This is a genomic window from Bacillus cereus group sp. BfR-BA-01524 (assembly GCF_022662595.1).
Lineage (GTDB): Bacteria > Bacillota > Bacilli > Bacillales > Bacillaceae_G > Bacillus_A > Bacillus_A thuringiensis_S.
The window spans coordinates 66770-88657 of sequence record NZ_JAKUDW010000004.1; the positions used below are offsets into that span (position 1 = coordinate 66770).

Here is a 21888-nt window from a genome sequence, read left to right on the forward strand (position 1 = left end):
TTTTTTCTACTACTCATATATTTAATTTTTAAACTTTGATTCAATTAATATTGATTTGTTTTTCAAAAAATCTAATCGATGGGTATCAAACACTACATAAAGTTATAGAGTTCTTTATTGTGAAAGCTCACTCATTTCTTCCCAATCTTTTCAATGCTGCTGTACCTAAAGACTTACCATCAATAGGGCGTTTAACATTCTCAATCACTCCTTTATCTTTACAAAAGCATTTTTGATAGATAAACATATCATTTGACATAAGATTAAATCATTTCAAATGAATTATCAAGCCATAAAATTTAATTTTTAAAAAATTCGGTAAAAAAAACATATGAAAATGGATTCTATCAAAGGGAGCGATAACAAAAAGATTTTTATACACACATGGATAAAACACATGACAAACTTATATATAATTGCAAGTTCAACTCTCACAAAAAACAGGATAAAAAAATAAACAGCAGAACTAGTCCACTGTTTACTTTGCCACACCTTCATGTAATTTTTCTGTATAATCCTTTACATCTTTCCAGCTATCTTTCGCTGTATGTAAATCTTCTTTTATAAACGTAAACTCTTCTGGAGTAATTCCTTTTACGTTTTGTAGTAAATTATTATATTTTGCACCTACTGTATACCATTGATTTGATATGTTTTGTAGTGCTGTAATTGCTGCATCAATTGTTTCTGTCATGTTTGTTGTTTTATTTTTTACATCAGTCAAAATTAAGACTTCTGCTTGTGCTCCTGAAATTCTATCTTTTAAATTAGCGATTTCTCTTTCTGCATTTGCGATATCTTTTTTCGCAACCGCAATCATCGGCCCGCCAGCAAGACATGTTATTAGAGCTACGCAAAGTACGCCACCAGCAATGACCATATCATTACTCTTTTTAATCGAATCGTTATATGTATTTATTTGTTGCTCTAGAGCTGGAATACCAGCATTCGTACTTGCCAATATCGCTGTTAACTGATTTGTATCCTCTTTGAAACTATTTGTATCTTTCGCCATTCTATCGCGAAAAGCTTTCAAATTTCCTAATAATCCATCTACCTCATTTTGATTCTTTACAATATCCGCATACAACTTTTCTAAATCCGCTTTTAATTTTCCGCTATCCTTTTGATCAATCGCTATTAACATGTCATTATAATACGATTGAAAAGTATTATTGTAATTTATAATATTTTGATCCATTTTCATAATTTGAGGCTTCATATTATTTAACCAATATGCTGCATTAACTTTTGCATCTCTTTGATGCTGAATCATATTCCCTTTAAATTCACTATTAATCGAACTTATTTTACTTAAATCCGTCTCTTGTTGATTTTGAATTAATTTTGCATATGAATCCATTGCAAATATACTTGATGTCGTTTGTGCCATTACATCTTGGAATCCAGCTGGCCCTAGAGAATAATTTTTCGCACTTTCTTGCAATGTTTTTACGTTTTGTTCTGCTGCAAAAGGATGTAAAGGAAATGCGTTACTCGTTGCCACCCCAGCAATCATTAACGTTAAAAGGCATTTTTTATAAAATCTTTTCTGCATACTTTTCACCTATTTTCTTTATAAAAGTATAAAAAGCTCCTGCTCACAACTGAACAGGAGCTTCAAACCATTCATCAACACTTAACGCTCTAACGATTCGTATTCGATTATGCTTTTTTCGTATCTACTACTTTAATATCTTCCGCATAAATCTTTTCTGCATAGTCTTTAATGTTTTTCCAGCTATCTTTCGCAATGTTTAAATCTTCTTTAATGAAAACTAGGTCGTTTGGACTAATAGAATCTACATTTTGAAGTAAAGAATTGTATTTTGATCCCATTGTGTACCATTGGTTTGAAATATTTTGTAACGCTGTAATTGCAGTATCGATTGTATTTGTTAAATACTCTGTTTGTGTTTTAATGTTCGTTAATCCTGCTACTTCTAATTGCGCAGTTGTAACTTGTCCTGTTATCTTTTGAATTTCTGCTTGTGCATTATCAAGCTCTTTCTTCGCTAATACGATTCCAGCTGTACCACCGCCTACAGCTGCTGCACCACCTGCAATTAATGCTACTCCTAGCGGTGTTCCTGCGCCCGTAGCAATAACTACTGCACCACCGATAATTGCAATTGGTCCTAGAGCTGTCGCAACAGATGAACCGATAATAATTGCATTATATTTACTAATTGCTTCATTGTACGTTGTAATTTGATTTTGCAGAAGCGGAATTCCTGCATCTTGACTAGCTAATATAGATGTAATTTGATTTGCATCACCCTTGAAGTTTTGCGTATCCGAAGTCATTTTATTTCGGAATTTCTTCAAGTCTTCTACTAACTGATCCACTTGCGCTTTATTTTCATTAATACTACTTGATAATCTAGTTAAGCCTTTCGTAAGAGTCGCTTTATCCTTTGCATCAACTGCAGCAACTAAAGTATCATAATAGTTTTGGAATTTCGTATTGTAGTTAATGATATTTTGATTCGTTGAAATAAGCTGTGGTTTTAATACATCTAACCATTGCTTCGCATTTCCTCTCGCTGTATCTTGATGCTGAATGACTTTTCCTTTTAAAGCCGCATCAACAGACGATACATTTCCAAAGTTAACATTACCTTGTTTAATAATTGTTAAAGCATACAGATCCATTACTAAAGCATTTGAACCTGTTCTTTCCATTGCATCTTTTAAGCCTTCTGGTCCTAATGAGTATTCTTCATAGTCATTATAAGCTTTTGCTACCGCATGAACTGGAGCTTGTTTCACTGTGCTTTCAGCTGCATACGTATGGGCTGGCATAATGTTTCCTGCTGCAAATACTGCCATAAGTGCTGATAGAGCCATTACTTTATATGGTTTTTTTGTCATTTTTCTTCTCTCCCTATATCGCTAATTATTTTTCTGCTTAATGTACTTCAACGTTTGTAACGTAATCTTCAAATTGATTTGTTTGTTTATTCATTTCATCACTTACTTTTTTAATTTGATTGAAATGTTTTTGAAGTAAACTACTGTCTGTATACGTGCCTTCTTCAACATTCTTTTGAATTTGGATCATATTATTGTTTAAAACTTTCCAGTCCGTTAATAACGTTTCTAAAGTTGTAATTTGACGATTGATTAGTTCTGTAAAGCTACTTACTTGGTCTTCAACAAATGTAATTTGTGTCGCCTCTGCTTCAGTTTGTGATAACTTTTGAATAAGTGGTAGTAGCTCTTTTTGCTTTTGCTGAATGCGAAGAGCTGCTTCTCTCGTTTGACTATCTGCAGCATTTACAATTTCATTACTTAAAGTACCGATAGAAACAAAATCGATTGTTTTCGTTTGTGCAGTTTGATTTGTGATTGTAAATACTTGTTTACCGATATTAATAGAACCTTTAATGATTTCTTGAGGTCTATTCAAAATAGTAGTTAGTTCAGCTTGAATTTCCCCTTGAATTCTTTTAATATCTTCTCTTAATTTCACAATATCTCCACTTGATCCTTGCAGTGTTTTTATTGCTTCATCGGCTTTAATTGATAAGTTGTTACTATCTTTGTCTAATACTGTTTTAAATCGATTTAACTCTAATAAATCTTGCTCCATACTCTCTTGGATGCTTTGTACTTGCAATTGTAATTTTCCATATGCACTTATAAAATCTGCTTTTGCTTGCTGATCTTCATTTACGTTTCCTGCTAGTTCATAGAGCTTACTATAATAGCTATTAAATCTAGTGCTGTATCTCATCATTTCTTGATTTAAGTCAATTAGCTTCGGATTATATTCATCAATCCATTCTCGTACATTCGCCTTTGCAAACTTTTGATGATTCGTTAAGCTACTCATCGCATTTACCTTAATGTCTGGCTGTTGCAAGATAATTAATCCGTATGCTTGAATAAGCGGTGATTGTGATCCTAACATTCTAATTGAATTGGATAATGTATTTGGAGCAATTACATTTTGCGCATATACTGTTTTCACTTCTGTTTGCCCCTCCTTGGCGTAAGCGCTTACAGGAATGAAGCAACTCGTAGATACTGCTGTAACCAATAACCCTGTAATTAAAGTCTTTTTCACTTTAACTCCTCCTATGTATTAGCAACTATTACTATCGCATTTTATTATTCTATTTTCTTGCCCATAATTTGAGATGGTTAAAATAGAGAACGTTCTCACCGCGATCCATGTATGAACCACCTCTCTCGTATTGCTACAGTACTTACTTATCGTCACAAAACATTTTATTATTTTTCATATGTGTTTAGTATGAATAACATTGTATAAATTTTCTATTTCATCGAAATTCCCACATTCACATAGTGAATATATTACGTAAAAATATTATTCATTTTAAACTAAACAACATGCGTAAATATGAAATTTCGTTTTGTTTTCATATATGTTTTGTACTGTAAGGTCATTTAAACACAGCTGTTTATATAACGTAAAGAAGTATTTTCATCCCCTTTATTTTCAAGCTTTCATGTCCTTATTTCAAAATATAATCCGATTCACTTTATCGATTGAAATATCTACATATCACAACAGAAAACACTACTTGCAAATAACCGATAAAATTATATCGATATAATTTTTAAACCCATATGCAATTATGCATAGGATATACACAAAAAGGATAGCTTCATTTTCACGAAGCTATCCTTCAAAAATCTTCTTATTTTTTCAAATGATATGGAACTGTCGTAATAACAACATTTCTTTTATAAAGTAAATACGCACGTATGAGTAAACTGGATTGATTATGAAGAATGTTATGCCAACCTTTTTTCGGAATGAACTGTGGTATAACGACCGTAACGCGGTAATTCGATTCACTTGCCTTATACTGCACTGTATCAATGAATTTCGTTAACGGCTGAATAATACTTCTATAATGAGAATGTAATGTAACAAGCCTTACTTCAGGTTGCCACACCTTCCATTTCTCTTCAAATTTCTTTTCCTCTTCTCTGTCAAAAGCAACATATACAGCGATAACTTGATCTGCAGAAAGAGATTTCGCATAGTTCAATGAATTTTCTACTACATGCGTCATACCTGCTACAGGAACGACAATTACATTCCCCTCAATTGGAATAAGAGGTTCACAAGTTTTTAAACTTAATTGATCACCCACTGCATCATAATGCTTCTTAATTCGATGAAACAAGAAGATAATAGCAGGTAAGAAAATAAGAATCGACCAAACTTGTGCAAATTTAGTTAAAAAGAACATGCTCATTACGATAAAACTAATAACTGCACCAATTAAATTAACCGTTAATTTTAAAGCCCATCCTTCAGGTTTTTCACGAAGCCACTTTAATACCATCCCTGTTTGAGAAAGTGTAAATGGAATAAATACACCTACTGCATATAACGGAATTAAATGTTCTGTTTGTCCTTGGAAAGCTACAATTAAAATAATCGAAGCAACTCCAAGTATTATAATACCGTTTGAGTAACCTAGACGGTCTCCTCTAATCGTAAACATTCTCGGTATGAATTTATCTTTTGCGAGGTTAACCGCTAATAAAGGAAATGCAGAATAGCCTGTATTAGCTGCGAGAATTAATATTAAAGCTGTTGTACCTTGTATGAAATAGTACATGAAATTACGTCCAAATGTTTGTTCAGCAATTTGAGAAACAACTGTTACTTCTTTACTCGGCGTCACTCCGTAATAATAAGCTAAAAATACAATTCCTGAAAATAACACAGCAAGTAATGCACCCATTGCAAGCAATGTTTTTGCAGCATTGTTTGGCGCAGGATCTTTAAAGTTCGGAATTGCATTTGAAATTGCTTCAACACCTGTTAAAGCAGAACTACCTGATGCAAATGCTCTTAACAGTAAAAACAAACTAATGCCCGCAACCGGCGTTCCGATCGGCGTGTGTAAAGCCTGCGAAACGTGACCAGTCAAAATATTATATATGCCTACACCAATTAATATAAATAGTGCTAAAACAAATAAATAAACAGGATATGCTAAAACGGAAGCTGATTCCGTTACTCCTCTTAAATTTAAGATGGTAATAAATATAACAAATATAATCGCAATGATTACATTATGTGCATGTAAACTAGGAAAAGCAGATGTTAGCGCATCTGTACCTGCAGATACACTTACCGCAACAGTTAAAATATAGTCGACTAATAAAGATCCTCCAGCAATTAAGCCTGGATTCATCCCTAAATTTTCTTTTGATACAACATACGCTCCCCCGCCATGCGGATAAGCAAAAATAATTTGACGATAAGATAAAATAAGGGCTGTCAATAATACTAATACCCCAACAGCGATCGGAATGGAATACCAATAAGCGATCGCTCCCACACCTGCTAAAGCAATTAAAATTTGTTCTGGACCGTAAGCAACTGATGACAATGCGTCAGAAGATAAAATAGCTAAAGCTTTCGTTTTATTAAGCTTTTGTTCTCCAAGCTCTGTTGATTTTAACGGTCTTCCAATTAAAAATCTTTTAATAGATGAAACCAATGCTGTCCACTCTCCAATAATTTTGTACGAACTTTTCTGCTTGTTACAGCCAGTAAACTATTTCTTCAGAAAACAAAAAATGTCTACAAGCCATAGCGAAATAGACTTGTAGACATTATTTTTTTTGTCGCACAAGCTCCACCTTCCTTCTCAATATAACGCTTACGAGGTTAGCTGTCGGATTCGGGCCTATGAGTAGCCCTACCTTTTTCAAGGATTCACCCCATCGGATTATGTACTAATCCGTAAAAACGGGTCCCCCGTACCATGCGGTTTCAGCGATTTAGAAAATTGAAACTGTGGATTATAATACTCCTTTATTTTCAAAAAGTAAACAAAAATTTTTAATAAGAAAAAAATTAAAATGATTGCGCATAATCCGCTGAGAAATATACATAATGAATATTAAAAATCCGCAAAGGAGACCCATATGTCTAAAGAAAAGAAGCCTATTTTTTCCGATTCATATTTAGATGCAGTAGCAAATGAAATTAATCAGTTATATGGTAAACGTGAACAGGAAATAAATTTGACAGATAGAACGAAAAGAAATAAATAATTTGTCATACAAAAAAATAAAAAAGATAGCAATACACTTATATATTGCTATCTTTTTTATTTTTTCATACATCTAATTCTATTACAGATTTGTTAAAGGTCATCTCTTCATACACCTTTAAATTTTGATATATAGTTCCTAATAATGGTGCCGCTATAGAAAATCGCTCTGCTACATCCAGTAAATATCCTTGCAAGTGCTTCCCTTCAATAAACGAACCCTTTTCCATATCACGCTGCATTGATGACTTCATATCATATGAAATTTTATCAATCGTTTTCATATGTTCCTGGGCAATATTAGCCTTTACTGGAGCTCCTAATACTCTCATGATTTGTACAGATTCCTCAAACACATTACGGATAAAATCACGGCCGCCTTCACTTTCACGGATTGGTCCAATTGGTGCACGCATTAACGTTGTCACACCTGACATTACAGTAATAAATAAATATTTATGCCACATATCTTGCGTAATATTTTCACTTAAAACAAAACTAGATTTCGTACCTGAAAATGCTTTAGAAATATGCTTTACTCTCTCTGAATTTTGAGACTTAATTTCTCCAAACACAAGTCTGTTGGCAGCGCTAGTTTGTACAATTTCTCCTTGATCGTTTAACGTCGTCTCGATAAAGCATAAACCGCCAATTACTTTTTCTTCGCCGAATTCTTTTTGTAGTAGTGATAAATGAGCGATACCATTTAACAATGGAATGATTACAGTATTATCGCCAACAAACGGCTTCAAATCTTGAATAGCCTCGTTTAAGTGATACGCTTTTGTTGAAAATAAAATAACATCAAATTGAGAAGTTCTCTCTTCTTTCGTTATTAATTTCGGTTGGAAGGAAAAATCCCCGTTAACACTTCGGATTACAAGTCCTCTTTCCTCTAATTGTTTTTTCCGTTTACTACGAACAAGAAACGTGACATCTTCTCCCTTCTCGACTAATCTGCCACCAAAAAATCCTCCGACTCCACCAGCGCCTAATACTAAAATCCGCATACAGCATCCCCCTTTTTAAAATACAATTTTATAACTTTTAGTATACATAACATTATACATGTCCTCTACTAAATAAGCTGAATTTTCACTCTTAATTGAGTATAAAACAGTGGTTATTTTCAAATAAATTTGGGCATGTTGTTTCTATAGCATATATGGAAAGGAAACAATGTAGATGGAGGCAATACAAGCAATTGAGGAAAAAGGTGTAGCAACAGCTATATTTCAATTTATATTCCCGTTTTCGTTTAAAGCTGGATATGAACAAGATATGTTCCCTTTCTTACAAAAAAACGATTTTCGTCCTTTTCGGCTCGATCATCTCGATGATGAAAATACATATTATGGGGAGTTTAAAGTTTCACATCAAAATATGGAAGCATACTATCTTTCATTTACAAATAAAATTCTCTTTCCTCACTCAGAGCATCAAAAGGGCTTGCAACGTTATTCAAAGGATCTTAACTTAACTGGACATTTAACAACAAACCTTATTTCAATTCCATTCAAGATACACTCTATTGATGTAACACTTTGTCCTTATGAACTTGGCTTCTTAACAATTCGAACAAAAGTAAACACTGCTCCAAATATGACTTTATCTGAAGCAATCGAATTCGCTGCTCGCTTCCGTGTACTTGAAACTAAAACTGATAAAAATGAGTCTATTTGTATTGAATGTAACGGAAAAAAGTATTCCCAAGTTGAAAAATTCATTTTTGGTTATTTATTTCATGGCGTAACTGATTTCTTTGAAAAGAAGAGATTAAGAAGTTCATACTTTCAAACCTTCCCTTTCTTTGAAGACCAAAGAATGTACGTTCAAACTTTATTGTCACTAAAAGAAGGTATGGAATTTAATGAAGTGGATGTTTATCGTACTTCCAGTCTTTCCGGATTAACAAGTGATGGTAAACCATATGTAAGCGCAAATAACCTTCCTTACATTCATGACTATTTAAAAAAACACGCTTACCAGAGATGGGCTCCAAATCGTTATTTCATAATGGAAGAACATATTTTTACATGTGTAACAAATGAAGGAGAACGCGAAATCTCTAAACTTGCTAGTCAAATGTACGGGGAATTTTATTACGCTTTATTATTAAACCTATTCCATAAAATTGTTTTATTAAAAATGGCAAACGCCTATGCTGAGCTAAATATTGAACAAGATACTAATGAAATAGAGAAATTAATTTATTCGATCAATTCGTTCACTGCTAATTATTTTTCTTTAGAATTAGTATCCCAATCACAAAGTGAAGATATTTTCTTCCGCTTAAGAAAACTTTTTAATATTGAGGTTTTATACTCGAACGCGAAACAAAATCTTGATAGTTTGTTTAAATATCAAGAAAATGTCGCCTCTAAAAAAGATAGCCTTTTATTATTAATTTTAACGCTCTACTCTGTAGTGGGCCAAATGTTAGGGTTTACTATGATCGACCTTTTAAGAAACACCGATTCAAACAAAATATCTTCACCTCTTGAATTTTTCGCTCTATTAATTGCGATTAGCGGCATTGTCATTTCACTTATTTTAGGAGCCCAAAGTTTATATCAATGGGGTCTACAGCATAAACAAAGAAAAGCTTGGGTAAAACAAACGGTACTGTCTGCTGTAAAAGAAAAAGAGGATAAAAATTAAAGAAGGTTATTTTCAAATACATGGTATGCTGCAGTAAATGAAATTTTTATCAGCGATTTTCCGATTATATCAGCGCAACTCAAAATATATCAGCGATTTTTTTAAATATATCGACTTACCGACAAAAAACGACAAATGACAGGACTGTATAATAAAAAAAGGGTGCTCCAAAATAAAACTTGGAGTACCCTTTTTATTATACGAATTCAGCTTACTTCCCTGCTTCGATTTTCTCTAATGCAGCAGCTACTTGTTCTTCAGTTAATTCATGTTGTATTACATAGCGGTTACGTGGGCTTACACGACATTCATGAGAGCATGCACGTAAATATTTCGCTTCGTTTTCTTCAGAACATAAAATTTTCTTATTACATTCTGGATTTGAACAGTTTACATAGCGCTCACAAGGTTCACCTGTAAAGTGATCTTTACCAACGATAACATGTTCTTTTTGGTTTACTGGCACAGCGATACGCTCATCAAACACGTAACATTGTCCATCCCAAAGCTCACCTTGTACTTCTGGATCTTTTCCGTACGTTACAATTCCGCCGTGAAGCTGACTTACATCTTCATAACCTTCACGAACTAACCAACCTGAGAATTTCTCACAACGAATTCCACCTGTACAGTACGTTAAAATCTTTTTACCTTCAAGTGTTTCTTTGTTTTCTCTAATCCAATCTGGTAATTCACGGAATGATTCAATATCAGGTTTAATCGCACCTTTGAAGTGTCCTAAATCAAACTCATAATCATTTCGTGCATCAATGATAACTGTATCTTCTTGTTTCATTGCCTCATAAAAATCTTTTGGCTCTAAATACTTCCCAGTTATTTCGTGTGGGTTAATGTCATCTTCTAGACGAAGTGTAACTAATTCTGGACGAGGACGTACGTGCATTTTCTTGAATGCATGCCCTTCTTCTTCATCTATTTTAAATACGATACCATCAAAACGTGGATCATTATTCATTGCTTCCATGTATTTCTCTGTTTGCTCTACAGTTCCAGAACAAGTTCCGTTAATACCTTCTTTTGCTACAAGAATTCTTCCTTTTAATTCAAGTGAATTACAAAATTCTAAATGCTCTGCAGCAAATTCTTCTGGGTTTTCAATTGTTGTGTACATGTAATATAGTAATACTCTGTATGGTTTTGTAGTTGCCAATATATTTCTACCACCTATCTAATTTTTAAAATCATGTATAAGTTAACGTTCATATCAAAACATATATAATAAGAAAATGAATCCCATTTTCTTTTCTTTATACTATTTTCTATCAGTTAACAAAAATAAAAAACAAGATTACACATCATAACACTATGGTTATGTTGTAATCCCAATATATTATATATCATACAATTGCAATTCCATCAATTAATATGCTGTATTATCGGCTTTATGTTCACATAAATTTCAAAAACAGCCCTTTAATTCACTATGTTTCCCCATGTCATCACACCATAAACTCCCAATTCATTTTACATTATCACACCATCCATTGCATAAAGGCATATAATTTGCATTAAGGAAACTTTCGTGTTCAAATGAAATTATCACATAACATATTTAAATGTATTGAAATAATGAGTAAGAATAAATACAATAATTTCATCAAGTTAACATTTTAAAGGGGAAAACTACTATGAATAAAGATATAACAAAAGATGAACATCTCCCTTCTGAAAGTACAACTGTACAATCAGCTCACTTAGCTTTAAGTGGAGAAACAAAAGGTTGGAAAAGACTGTTACCATTTTTAGGACCCGCTTTTATCGCATCCGTTGCTTATATTGACCCTGGCAACTTTGCTACAAATATCGCAGCTGGTTCACAATATGGATATTTACTATTATGGGTTATATTCGCTTCTAACTTAATGGCTGTATTAATCCAAACTTTATCGGCTAAATTAGGAATTGCTACAGGAAACAATTTACCCGAAATAGCTCGTGAAAACTTTCCAAAACCTGTGTCTATCGGCTTATGGATACAAGGTGAACTAGTTATTATGGCTACAGATTTAGCGGAATTTATTGGAGCTGCATTGGGGCTTTACTTACTATTTGGAATCCCGATGCTACCTGCCGCTTTAATTACAGCAGCCGGATCATTTATTATCCTTGAATTTCAACGTAGAGGATTTCGTCCACTAGAAGCTATTATTACAGGAATGATTTTCATTGTAGTAATTGCTTTTGGGATTCAAGTTTTTTATGCAAAACCAGAATTAAGTCCCCTTCTTTCAGGACTATTTATTCCAAAATTCCAAGGTGTAGACAGTATATTACTTGCAGCAGGGATTTTAGGTGCAACAGTTATGCCGCATGCAATATACTTGCATTCTGCATTAACACAACGCCGCGTGGTTGGAACAACAGATGAACAAAAGAAAAAGATTTTCCGTTTCGAATTTATTGATATCATTATCGCAATGGTTATCGCTGGAGCAATTAATGCGAGTATGTTAATTGTTGCTGCTGCACTATTCTTTAAAAATGGTATGCACGTTGAAGATTTAGATGTGGCATACACTCAGTTTAGTAACTTAGTCGGTCCTGTATCAGCTGCGTTATTTGGAATTGGGCTCTTATCAGCAGGACTATCTAGCTCTTCTGTCGGTACAATGTCAGGTGATATTATTATGCAAGGTTTCATTCGAATGCATATTCCGTTATACTTACGCCGATTTATTACAATGATTCCACCACTAGTAATTATCGCTTTAGGTGTAAATCCAACTTACGCTCTAGTCATGAGCCAAGTCGTCTTATCATTCGGTATTGCTTTTGCATTAGTACCACTTATTATGTTTACAAGCAATAAAAAAATTATGGGTGCGCTCGTTAATCACCGCATAACAACCTTTATCGCTTGGATCATTGCTGCACTTGTTATCATTTTAAATATTTTCTTATTGTATCAAACATTTGTAGGGTAATGAAAAAAGGGTATTCCAATTTTAATTTGGAATACCCTTTTTGGATGAAATGATTTTCTTCTAGTTACCACTTAAGTATGTCCCTCTTTCCGGCATCATGACACCATTTTCAGTTCGAAAGTAAAGTGGCAATCCTTCCGCAAAAAACATACTTACCTTGGACGGATCTTGCCTTTGATGATGAATATGTAAATGCGGCTCACTTGAACTTCCTGAGTTACCGACTTGAGCAAGAAACTCTCCTTCATTTACACGTTGTCCTTCTCTCACATTAATTGATCCTTTCTTTAAATGGGCAAGAATTAAAAATGTGCCTGTTTCATCTAGTCGTAAATAAATATGATTCCCAGCCATTGACTGAAAATTATCCGATCCCGGAACTAAATCTTGTTCATTATTATTAATTGATACAACCGTCCCAGAAGCTGGTGCCATTACTTTCGCTCCATATATTCCGTAATCCTCTAACTTACTACTTTTCACTTCAGCAGGTGGAATGAGAATATCATATGCCCACCTTTCATTTGGTTTTATAACGTGATAGTTCGTTTCTAACCGATCACCACCCCAACCTATTAATGCTCGTTCATTCAAAGGAAAACGAACTACTGCTTTAGGACTCATAGATTGTATATCTGCTGGGTAAGCAATTCTACCTATATTAGCAAACCAACCGACAGGCCAAGCTCCAATGATAGAAAACAGAATGATTAAAAATAGCGTTCTATCTATCCGCTTTCTAAAAATGCCTTTCAAAAAAAATATTATTACTGATCCTATCAAGAGGAAAAATGAAATAAAACTAAAAGCCTGTATACTCCACCAAACAAAAACTGATGTAACATCATTAGCTACATAAACTAAGATCCAACTTATAATTAAAAAAGAAACTATAATTACTAATAAAAATTTCTTCCACATGTCGCATCCCTACTCTCATATCCTTTTCCTCAATGATACAAAGTAAAAATTACAGCATATGAAAGAAATACTTACGACTTTCTTACTTTTTTATACTGCGGTAATTTCACAGTAAAAACTGTTTCTTTATCGTTACTACGTACAGTGATATCCCCTTGATGGAGCTCGGCTATACTTTTTGAAATTGCAAGTCCTATTCCTTTCCCGCCCGTATGAGAACTACGTGATTTTTCACTACGATAAAACTTCTCAAAAATGTAAGGAAGGTCCTCTTTCGGAATGCATTGTCCAAAGTTTTTAATTTCTACTTCAACATTCAGTGTTTTATTGAAAATTTCAATTGCAATTTCCTTTCCATCTCTCCCGTACATAATACTATTGCCTATTATATTTTCAAATAGTCTCACTATAAGTGTCACATCAACTTCTACATGTAGCACTTCATCATTTTTAATATAAAAGTTCATATTGGCATCATCTAATTGTGGTACAAAGTCAATCATGATTTGTTCAATTAATGCTTTCATATCTACTTCATCTTTATGTAATTCAATCTCTCTATAATTTATTTGACAGTATTCTAATAAATCATCTACTTGATGTTTTAATTCATAACTTTTTCGCTTTAATATACTTATATACTGTTCACATTCTTCTCCATTCGAATGGAGTTTATTTCCTAACAGGTCCGCATAACCGATTAAAGATGTTACTGGCGTTCGTAAGTCATGAGAAATATTACTAATCATTTCATTTTTCATTTCCTGTGATTTTTTTTCATTCTCAATAGACTCTTTTAAGCTTTTCGCCATTCTATTAACATTTGCCGCTAGTTCACCAATCTCATCGCTTTTCGAAATAGGTATATGTATTTCAAAATTACCGTCACTTATTTCCTTCACGTTCTTGTTAATTTGAGACAACCTTTTCATCAGCGTTTTTGTCATTAATGCAAAGTATGTTGTAGTAAAAATCAAAAAAACTATAAAATATAAAAATGAATATTTTTCCTCTAAAACATTAACCTGACTATATATATTTCCAACCAAAATTTGAAACACTATTATACTTACAGTCGCTAACAAGATGCTACATATGAAAGCAATAAAAAATTTCGCCCTAATACCCTGTAAAAATCTAATCTTCAATTTTATATCCGACTCCCCAAACATTTTGTATAAACTTCGGTTCTTTTGGATTCTCTTCAATTTTATTTCTCAATCTTGCAATATGAACCATTACTGTATTATTACTTTCATAGGCTCTTTCGTTCCAAACGCTCTCATATATTTCTTCAATCGTGAACACACGGTTCCTTGCAACTGCCATTAAGTGTAAAATTTCATATTCAGTTTTCGTAAGATTCATTGTTTCTCCATATAACATTACTGTTCTCGACACTTCATCTATTTCTAAACCTCTAATGTTTATTTTCTTTTCCATTACTTGGGGAGCATTTTGATTGAAATATGTATACCTTCTTAATTGGGCTTTCACTCTTGCTATAAATTCAATTGTACTGAATGGCTTCACAATATAATCATCTGCCCCAGTACTAAATCCAATTACCTTATCTACATCCGATGATTTCGCGCTTAAAAACATAATTGGTAAACTATGTTTCTCTCTAATCCTTCTACAAAGTTCTATACCATCCATTTGAGGCATCATAATATCCAAAATAGCAAGTTGAATACTGTTATTATTTATTATTTCTAAAGCCTCTTCTCCGTTATGAGCACTAAAAACTTTAAAACCTTCTTGTTTTAAATTCACATTAATAAATTGAATAATATCTTTATCGTCATCTACAATTAATATCGAATTTTTTTCCATTTCCAAACCTCTTTTTTGAAATATATTCCACATCTAAGTTTATCATAAATCAAATCTACCATTACACCTTGAATAATCTTTATTTTCAGATTAAATTATATAATAACAAATACATTCTATTTTCATGTGAAAAGGAGCGAAAATATGTTTCCTTTATTAAAAACTGAAAGACTTATTTTAAGAGAACTTACCGAAGAAGATGCACCACGTATACTACAATGCTTTTCTAATACTAATGTACTGCGCTATTATGGTCAAAAACCGTTACAAGATGTTGATCAAGTGAAACAAATCATTCATAACTTTAAGTTGAGTTACAATGCAAGAAGCGGTATAAAATGGGGGATCGAATTAAAAGACAAGAAAGAACTCATCGGTACCATTGGTTTTCACGATTGGTCTTCTGAGCATAAACGAGCCAATATAAGTTATGCCTTTTTGCCTGAACACTGGGGAAAAGGATATGCGACTGAAGCTGTTTCTGAGGTTATATCATACGGTTTCCATACGATTCATTTAAAGCGGATTGGAGCAATTGTATTTCTTGAAAATGAAGCTTCCAATAAAGTACTATTTAAATTAGGTTTTGAAAAAGAAGGCGTTCTAAAAAATTATATGTATCAAGATGATATCCCATATGATACGAATTTTTACGCTTTATTAAAATCAGTTTAATAGAATTTATGTGTAAAAAACCTTACTTTTAAAAAGTAAGGTTTTTTGTATTTATTCATTAGCAATATAAGCATTCTTATAAGTATAAATACCACCAAATTGATGCTTTTCAATTCCTTTTACATAATCCTTTTGTACATATGCTGAGCCAATATGATAAAGCGGCGCCACCGCAGCATCTTCTAATAATACCTGCTCGGCTTCTCGCAACGCTTCCCATCGTTTTTCCGTATCTAGTACAAAATCCGTTTTCGCTTTCTTTATTAATTCATCGTAACGAACATTAGAATAATTCATTTTATTATTCGGATTCCCTGTCGTAAATAACTCTAAATAACTAATTGGGTCTTTATAGTCAGGTCCCCAATTTGCCATAGTTATATCGTAATCACCTATTTGTTCTAACTGTAATTTTTGCTTAAATGGCTGTTGTTTAATTTGTATCGTTAACCCTTGCAAATTCTTCTCTAAATCACCTTTTATATATTCTGCCATACGTATTGCGTTATCTTGTTCGAACGTTAAGAACCCTAGGTTTACTTGTTCTACCCCAAGCTCTTTTTTCGCTTCTTCCCAAAGTTTTTTCGCATTTTGCAAATCATATGAGGAAATATCTCCATTTTCTTTTCTAAAATCTTTACCAGTCACTTCATTTACATGACCAACTGGTACAAGTCCACTTGCAGGTTTTGCTCCGTTATTAATAAAGTGAGCAACGAAATCATCTTTATTTAACGCTAATGAAATAGATTGACGCACCTTTTTATTTGCTAACGCGTTATTTTTTTCATTAAAACGAAGCATAGCAATTCCGGGATCACTCGACATATGTAATTCCTTATTCCCTTTATACTTGTCTACAACTTGCGAATTAATAGGTACTCGATCCAAATCTCCGGCTTCATATAAATTTACAGCTGTCATTGTATCCTTTAGGATATGAAAGTTTATTTCATCTAATTTCACTTTCTTTCGATCCCAATATGTAGTATTTTTCTTTAATTGAAACTCTTGTTCATGCTTCCATTTTTCTAATACAAATGGACCGTTATATATGAGATTACTAGGTTCCAATGCATAATTGTTTCCTTGTTCTTTCAAAAATGATTCATGCTGTGGTAAGTATATAGGTAGTGCTAACAACTGTAAAAAATACGGAACTGGCTGTTCGAGTTCAACTTCTAACGTATAGTTATTTATCGCTTTAACCCCAAGTGCATCAAGAGGCATTGTTCCCTTATTGATCTCTTTCGCATTTTTTACATAAAAGAGCATGGACGCATATTGAGAGGCTGTTTCAGGGTTAATTGCACGTTTCCAAGCAAATATAAAATCATTTGCTGTTACATTATCCCCATTTGACCATTTTGCATCTTTACGCAAGTCAAATGTATATTTCTTACCATCTTCACTTCTTTTAAACGATTTTGCTATGGCTGGAGTAGGCTGATCTTGATCGTTTAATACATATAACCCTTCAAATATATTCTGCATAATGTGTGCTGATGTACCATCTGTTGTTTTCACAGTGTCCAGAGAAGGAATTTCTTCTGATACTGTTACATTTAACACTTGTTTTTTAACCTCTGTGTCACTTTTATCCGCTTTATTATTACAAGCTGTTAATAATAAAGATGTAACAAGTGCCATTACCATTAAATGACTCTTTTTTCGCTTCATGAGTTGTTCTCCTTAAATATAAAATATTATAAAGCGTAATATATTATAGCAGAAATACTAACAGAAAGACGCGACATTCTTTTGAATATTTATTCGTTCAAGAAAAAAACTATCCTTTTAAAAGGATATGGATTACCTTGGAATCTTTTCGATTTTTAACGAAAAAAACATATAAACTAATAGGAGCTTAACTTTTCCTCAATAAAATCGAATTTAATTGTCGCTTCAATACATACTTTCTATTTTATAGCATCTAAATACCACAATACCAAATTAACATTTACGGATATTTTACGAAACTTTCGGAAATTAAGACGAACATTCTGGACTTATCGTTCCGGAATATTTATACTAAGTTACATGAATGGAGGTGTTATAAATTGGGTAGAAGTATTAGTTTTAACAAAGAACACGCGTTAAATAAAGCTATGCATTTATTCTGGGAAAAAGGTTATGATGCTACATATATATCAGATCTTATTGAAACGATGGGTATAAGTCGATCTACTCTCTACGATAGCTTTGGAGATAAGGATGCACTATTTAAACTAGTTTTGGAACATTATAAAAATTATGGCTCTCAAAAGAGAAATTTACTTTTTAGTGGTATAAACACAAAAGCATCACTTAAATCCTTTTTTTATCAACATATTGAAAAATGTTATTCAGGTGAGATTCCAAAAGGTTGTATGATAACTAATTCTTCACTGCTTATTGGACAAATTGACCCTGCCATAGAAGAAATACTCATAAATGATTTTAATGAACTTGAAAAAGTATTTAAGCAAGTTATCGAAGAAGGAAAAAAGAAAGGAGAAATTTCACAAGAGGTTGATACTGAATTAGTTGCATATTCTTTATTAAGTTTAAATCATAGTTTGAATGTAATGTCTAAATATAAAAAAGAGAAAAATTCAGCCTATCATCTAGTAGATAAGACTATTGCAGACCTATAGTCTTTCTTTTTTAATGATTTCGGAATGAACGTTCCAAAAAGAAAGGAATGATAAAATTGACTAAAAAGACAAATTTTCTAATATTTATTTTAGCAATTAGTTGTGGTTCACTTGCTGCAAATATTTATTATGCACAACCAATTGTACAATTCATTGCAAAAGATCTGAACATTTCTTCTGATTTATCTGGATTGCTCACTACTTTTACACAAATTGGGTATGGATTGGGGTTATTTTTTATCGTACCGATGGCTGATTTATTGAAAAGTAAGAAAATAATAGGAATTCTTATCGGGTTAACTATTTTTTCATTAATTGGTACGCTAATTTCGACAAACGGAATTATTTTTTTACTATTAACAACTATAATTGGCATTGGGGCCTGTGCAGCTCAAATGTTAGTTCCACTAACAATGAGAATCGTGCCAATTGAAGAGGCAGGTAAATATGTGGGTAAAGTGATGAGTGGTTTATTGATTGGGATTATGATTGTTCGCCCATTATCTATCGGAATAACAGAGTGGTTTGGCTGGAGAATGGTATTTCTTTTTTCATTAATAACCCTAGTTACCGTATTACTGTTAATTCTAAAATTTTTACCCAACTATAAAGTTATCTCAACTAGTAACATGACATATCCAAATTTAATAACTTCTATGGTAAAGCTACTAATAAATACTTCTCCTTTACAACAAAGAGCTTTTTATCACGCATGTTTATTTGCTGCATTTAGCCTTTATTGGACAGCTATTCCAATTTTATTAAGATCAGAGCCATTACATTTTTCAAATAATGAAATTGCATTATTTGGCTTTGTTGCAATTGCTGGAGCTTTATTAACTCCTACTATTGGTAAAATAGCAGATAAAGGTTATATTTTTACAATGACTAATGTATCATTGGCACTCGTACTATTATCGATCGTACTATTATTCTTTGTTCAAGATCATTCACTATTTAGCATAATTTTAATTCTTATCTCAGGTATCTGCATTGATATTGGTGTAGCAGGAAATTTATTATTAGGTCAAAAAATTATCTTTGGTTTGAATCCCGAGATAAGAAACAGACTTAATGGATTATATATGACTATTTTCTTTTTGGGAGGAGCCTTTGGTTCATGGATTGGAAGTTATACTTACTATAAATTTAATAGTGAAGTAACTTTACTCATTGGAGCTGCTTTACCTTTAATCGCCTTAATAGTTCATTTAATACACAATAATACAATAAGTTTATTAAAAACCAAAAATAAATACATGTCCTAACTATCAATGTACTCTAAAACTAGCGTCAACATCTAATTTTTTGGGTAGTGTTAGCATTATCACTTCTGTTGCAAAGTTTTAAAAAATATAGTGAGGTTTACAAATTAGAAATAGGCTGTGGAGAAGATTCTCTCCACAGCCTAAAAAAGTTATCTTTGTAAACCTCGTTTATAACGACTTGCTTCAAATATAATATGCTCTTCATCTAACGTTTTACATTCACCATTCCAAACGACACGTTTTCCGTTAATAATTACATCGCTTATATCTTTTCCACTAGCAGCATATACAACGTGTGATAACACTTCATCCGCTGGTTGTAAATGCGGCTTATTAGACGGGTCAATCGTAATAAAATCAGCACACTTACCAGCTTCTAGTGACCCTGTTTGTTTCATCCCGATTACTTCCGCAGCTCCTTTTGTCGCAAGAGAAAGAGCTGTTTCAACTGGTAATGCTGTTGCATCTTGGTGAATACCTTTTTGTAATAAAGTCGCTATGCGCATTTCTTCAAACATGTCTAAATTATTGTTAGATGCAACACTATCTGTTGCAATCCCTACTTTTATTCCTGCTTCTAGCATCGCTTTTACATTCGCTATACCAGAACCTAGTTTTAAATTACTATTTGGGTTATGTGCTACTCGAACATCATGTTCTGCTAAAAATGCACGCTCATCATCATTTAATACTACACCGTGTGCAATAACTGTTGGGCGTTTAAACAATCCGCAGCTCGCTGCATATTCTACTGGACGTTTTCCGTACTGTGCTTCAATATCACGTACTTCACGCTCTGTTTCAGAAAGGTGGATATGAACCATTGTTTGATTCTCTACTGCAATACGAGCACACTCTTCTAACAATTCTGTACTACATGTATATGGACTATGTGGTGCAACCATCGTAGTTAACATGCCACTTTCTTTATAATAACGCTTCACATATTTCTCAGCTTCTTCAATCGCTTTCTTTTCATCGTCTTTCGTTCCGAAGCTAAATAAAGTCCTTGAAACAGCAGCTCGCATCCCGCTCCTTGATACCGTTTCCATAATTGCGTCTTGATCTACTCCAATTGGATTAAACATGTCAGAGAATGATGTTGTACCACTTTTCACCATCTCAAGTAATCCTAATTCCGTACTAGCGACCGCAAGCTCTGGAGTAAATTGACTTTCCAGTGGCCAAATTCTCGTCTCCAGCCATGGCTGTAATAACATATCATCTCCAATACCTCTTAGGAGACTCATTACAACGTGTGTATGTGTATTTACAAGCCCTGGTAAAACCCACTTTCCTTTCATGTCAATTACTTCATCTACTTCAAAATCATTTGCAAATTCTCCGCTCTTTACATCTATAATTTGATCATTTTCTACAATGATATATCCATTTTCTATCACTTCGTTTTGTTCATTCATCGTTACAATTGTAGCGTTTACATAAGTTGTTTTCAAAAGTATTTCCCCTTTCAACTCTATGAAGTTCCCTTTAATAAGTTACCACCATTATAGTAACTTATTAAAGATTAAGAGTCAAAAGATAATTTTAATTCTTTCGTTATTTTTCCCTTCAAAATGCTATATTGTTTTTCATTTGTATCTGCAAATGCTTCTTCCCGATTTGACTTTTCATCCATATAATTCAATTTCCCATTGAATTGAGTCTCTGTAAAATCAAATCTCTGCCCATCTATAAAGTTATAAAAGTGCCATACCTCTCTTACTTTTGTCTTTTTAATTTCTCCTCCGTGTATGTCTTGAACGACAAGAGCTGTAACACCACATTGTCCCTTTGCTGGGTTTTCAATTGTCCACTTTGAACTTGTTTCTATTGACCAAGATCTTATTAACGCCTCATATATTTGCTTTTTCTTTACATCATCCATTCT

At 33.0% G+C, this 21888-nt stretch carries 18 protein-coding genes and 1 riboswitch; of the genes, 6 read left to right on the forward strand and 12 right to left on the reverse strand.

The genetic code is table 11. The features are described 5' to 3' along the window. Window positions 1-478: 478 nt before the first annotated feature. The 4 genes from nheC to MR170_RS02450 form a co-directional block, all read right to left on the reverse strand. Window positions 479-1558 carry a non-hemolytic enterotoxin NHE subunit C gene (gene nheC / locus MR170_RS02435; protein WP_242307041.1) on the reverse strand — a complete coding sequence of 360 codons (1080 nt, stop codon included), beginning with the start codon at window positions 1556-1558 and terminating at the stop codon, window positions 479-481. A 107-nt stretch (window positions 1559-1665) separates the two neighbouring features. Then, window positions 1666-2874, reverse strand: a complete 1209-nt coding sequence (gene nheB / locus MR170_RS02440; RefSeq protein ID WP_000162968.1) for a non-hemolytic enterotoxin NHE subunit B — start codon at window positions 2872-2874, stop codon at window positions 1666-1668. A gap of 37 nt (window positions 2875-2911) precedes the next feature. Then, window positions 2912-4072, reverse strand: coding sequence for a non-hemolytic enterotoxin NHE subunit A (gene nheA, locus MR170_RS02445; RefSeq protein WP_242307049.1), 1161 nt, complete (start codon window positions 4070-4072; stop codon window positions 2912-2914). 598 nt (window positions 4073-4670) lie between these two features. After that, window positions 4671-6497 carry an APC family permease gene (locus MR170_RS02450; RefSeq protein ID WP_016082062.1) on the reverse strand — a complete coding sequence of 609 codons (1827 nt, stop codon included), beginning with the start codon at window positions 6495-6497 and terminating at the stop codon, window positions 4671-4673. Window positions 6498-6641: 144 nt separating this feature from the next. Further along, window positions 6642-6788, reverse strand: a riboswitch (cyclic di-AMP (ydaO/yuaA leader). Window positions 6789-6927: 139 nt separating this feature from the next. On the opposite strand from MR170_RS02450, the gene MR170_RS32215 reads away from it, so the two are divergent. Then, window positions 6928-7056: a hypothetical protein gene (locus MR170_RS32215; protein WP_000031873.1), complete on the forward strand. Its 129-nt coding sequence runs from the start codon at window positions 6928-6930 to the stop codon at window positions 7054-7056. A 64-nt stretch (window positions 7057-7120) separates the two neighbouring features. Here MR170_RS32215 and panE read toward each other — a convergent pair whose 3' ends face one another. Continuing rightward, window positions 7121-8065: a 2-dehydropantoate 2-reductase gene (panE, locus tag MR170_RS02455; RefSeq protein WP_242307051.1), complete on the reverse strand. Its 945-nt coding sequence runs from the start codon at window positions 8063-8065 to the stop codon at window positions 7121-7123. Window positions 8066-8240: 175 nt separating this feature from the next. Between panE and MR170_RS02460 the strand changes: the two genes are divergently transcribed. Continuing rightward, window positions 8241-9716, forward strand: coding sequence for a hypothetical protein (locus tag MR170_RS02460; RefSeq protein WP_242307053.1), 1476 nt, complete (start codon window positions 8241-8243; stop codon window positions 9714-9716). 211 nt (window positions 9717-9927) lie between these two features. Here the strand turns inward: MR170_RS02460 and trhO are convergent, their stop codons facing one another. Beyond that, the gene (trhO, locus tag MR170_RS02465) at window positions 9928-10887 is read right to left on the reverse strand and encodes an oxygen-dependent tRNA uridine(34) hydroxylase TrhO (protein WP_061666774.1); all 960 of its coding nucleotides are present in this window, start codon (window positions 10885-10887) and stop codon (window positions 9928-9930) included. A 478-nt stretch (window positions 10888-11365) separates the two neighbouring features. Between trhO and MR170_RS02470 the strand changes: the two genes are divergently transcribed. Further along, window positions 11366-12661, forward strand: a complete 1296-nt coding sequence (locus MR170_RS02470; RefSeq protein ID WP_226602952.1) for an Nramp family divalent metal transporter — start codon at window positions 11366-11368, stop codon at window positions 12659-12661. A gap of 60 nt (window positions 12662-12721) precedes the next feature. Here the strand turns inward: MR170_RS02470 and MR170_RS02475 are convergent, their stop codons facing one another. The 3 genes from MR170_RS02475 to MR170_RS02485 all read right to left on the reverse strand — a co-directional run bounded on the left by MR170_RS02475 (window position 12722) and on the right by MR170_RS02485 (window position 15418). Beyond that, the gene (locus tag MR170_RS02475; RefSeq protein ID WP_098629238.1) at window positions 12722-13582 is read right to left on the reverse strand and encodes a M23 family metallopeptidase; all 861 of its coding nucleotides are present in this window, start codon (window positions 13580-13582) and stop codon (window positions 12722-12724) included. Between the two features lie 71 nt (window positions 13583-13653). Continuing rightward, window positions 13654-14754, reverse strand: coding sequence for a sensor histidine kinase (locus MR170_RS02480; protein ID WP_242307080.1), 1101 nt, complete (start codon window positions 14752-14754; stop codon window positions 13654-13656). Beyond that, window positions 14720-15418: a response regulator transcription factor gene (locus MR170_RS02485; RefSeq protein ID WP_016082070.1), complete on the reverse strand. Its 699-nt coding sequence runs from the start codon at window positions 15416-15418 to the stop codon at window positions 14720-14722. Before MR170_RS02485 ends, MR170_RS02480 begins: the two co-directional genes overlap by 35 nt. Before the next feature lie 144 nt (window positions 15419-15562). On the opposite strand from MR170_RS02485, the gene MR170_RS02490 reads away from it, so the two are divergent. Then, complete coding sequence (locus MR170_RS02490; RefSeq protein ID WP_242307063.1) at window positions 15563-16093, forward strand: GNAT family N-acetyltransferase; 531 nt, start codon at window positions 15563-15565, stop codon at window positions 16091-16093. 51 nt (window positions 16094-16144) lie between these two features. On the opposite strand, the gene MR170_RS02495 is transcribed toward MR170_RS02490, so the two are convergent. Further along, window positions 16145-17773, reverse strand: coding sequence for a peptide ABC transporter substrate-binding protein (locus MR170_RS02495; protein ID WP_016082071.1), 1629 nt, complete (start codon window positions 17771-17773; stop codon window positions 16145-16147). A gap of 380 nt (window positions 17774-18153) precedes the next feature. Here MR170_RS02495 and MR170_RS02500 point away from each other — a divergent pair, with 380 nt between their 5' ends. Next, the gene (locus MR170_RS02500) at window positions 18154-18729 is read left to right on the forward strand and encodes a TetR/AcrR family transcriptional regulator (RefSeq protein WP_000533752.1); all 576 of its coding nucleotides are present in this window, start codon (window positions 18154-18156) and stop codon (window positions 18727-18729) included. Window positions 18730-18776: 47 nt separating this feature from the next. Beyond that, complete coding sequence (locus MR170_RS02505) at window positions 18777-19997, forward strand: MFS transporter (RefSeq protein ID WP_242307065.1); 1221 nt, start codon at window positions 18777-18779, stop codon at window positions 19995-19997. Between the two features lie 149 nt (window positions 19998-20146). Here the strand turns inward: MR170_RS02505 and MR170_RS02510 are convergent, their stop codons facing one another. Continuing rightward, window positions 20147-21472, reverse strand: coding sequence for a bifunctional S-methyl-5'-thioadenosine deaminase/S-adenosylhomocysteine deaminase (locus MR170_RS02510; protein WP_242307067.1), 1326 nt, complete (start codon window positions 21470-21472; stop codon window positions 20147-20149). 53 nt (window positions 21473-21525) lie between these two features. Further along, window positions 21526-21885, reverse strand: coding sequence for a YunG family protein (locus tag MR170_RS02515; RefSeq protein ID WP_029441986.1), 360 nt, complete (start codon window positions 21883-21885; stop codon window positions 21526-21528). Between the last annotated feature and the right edge of the window lie 3 nt (window positions 21886-21888).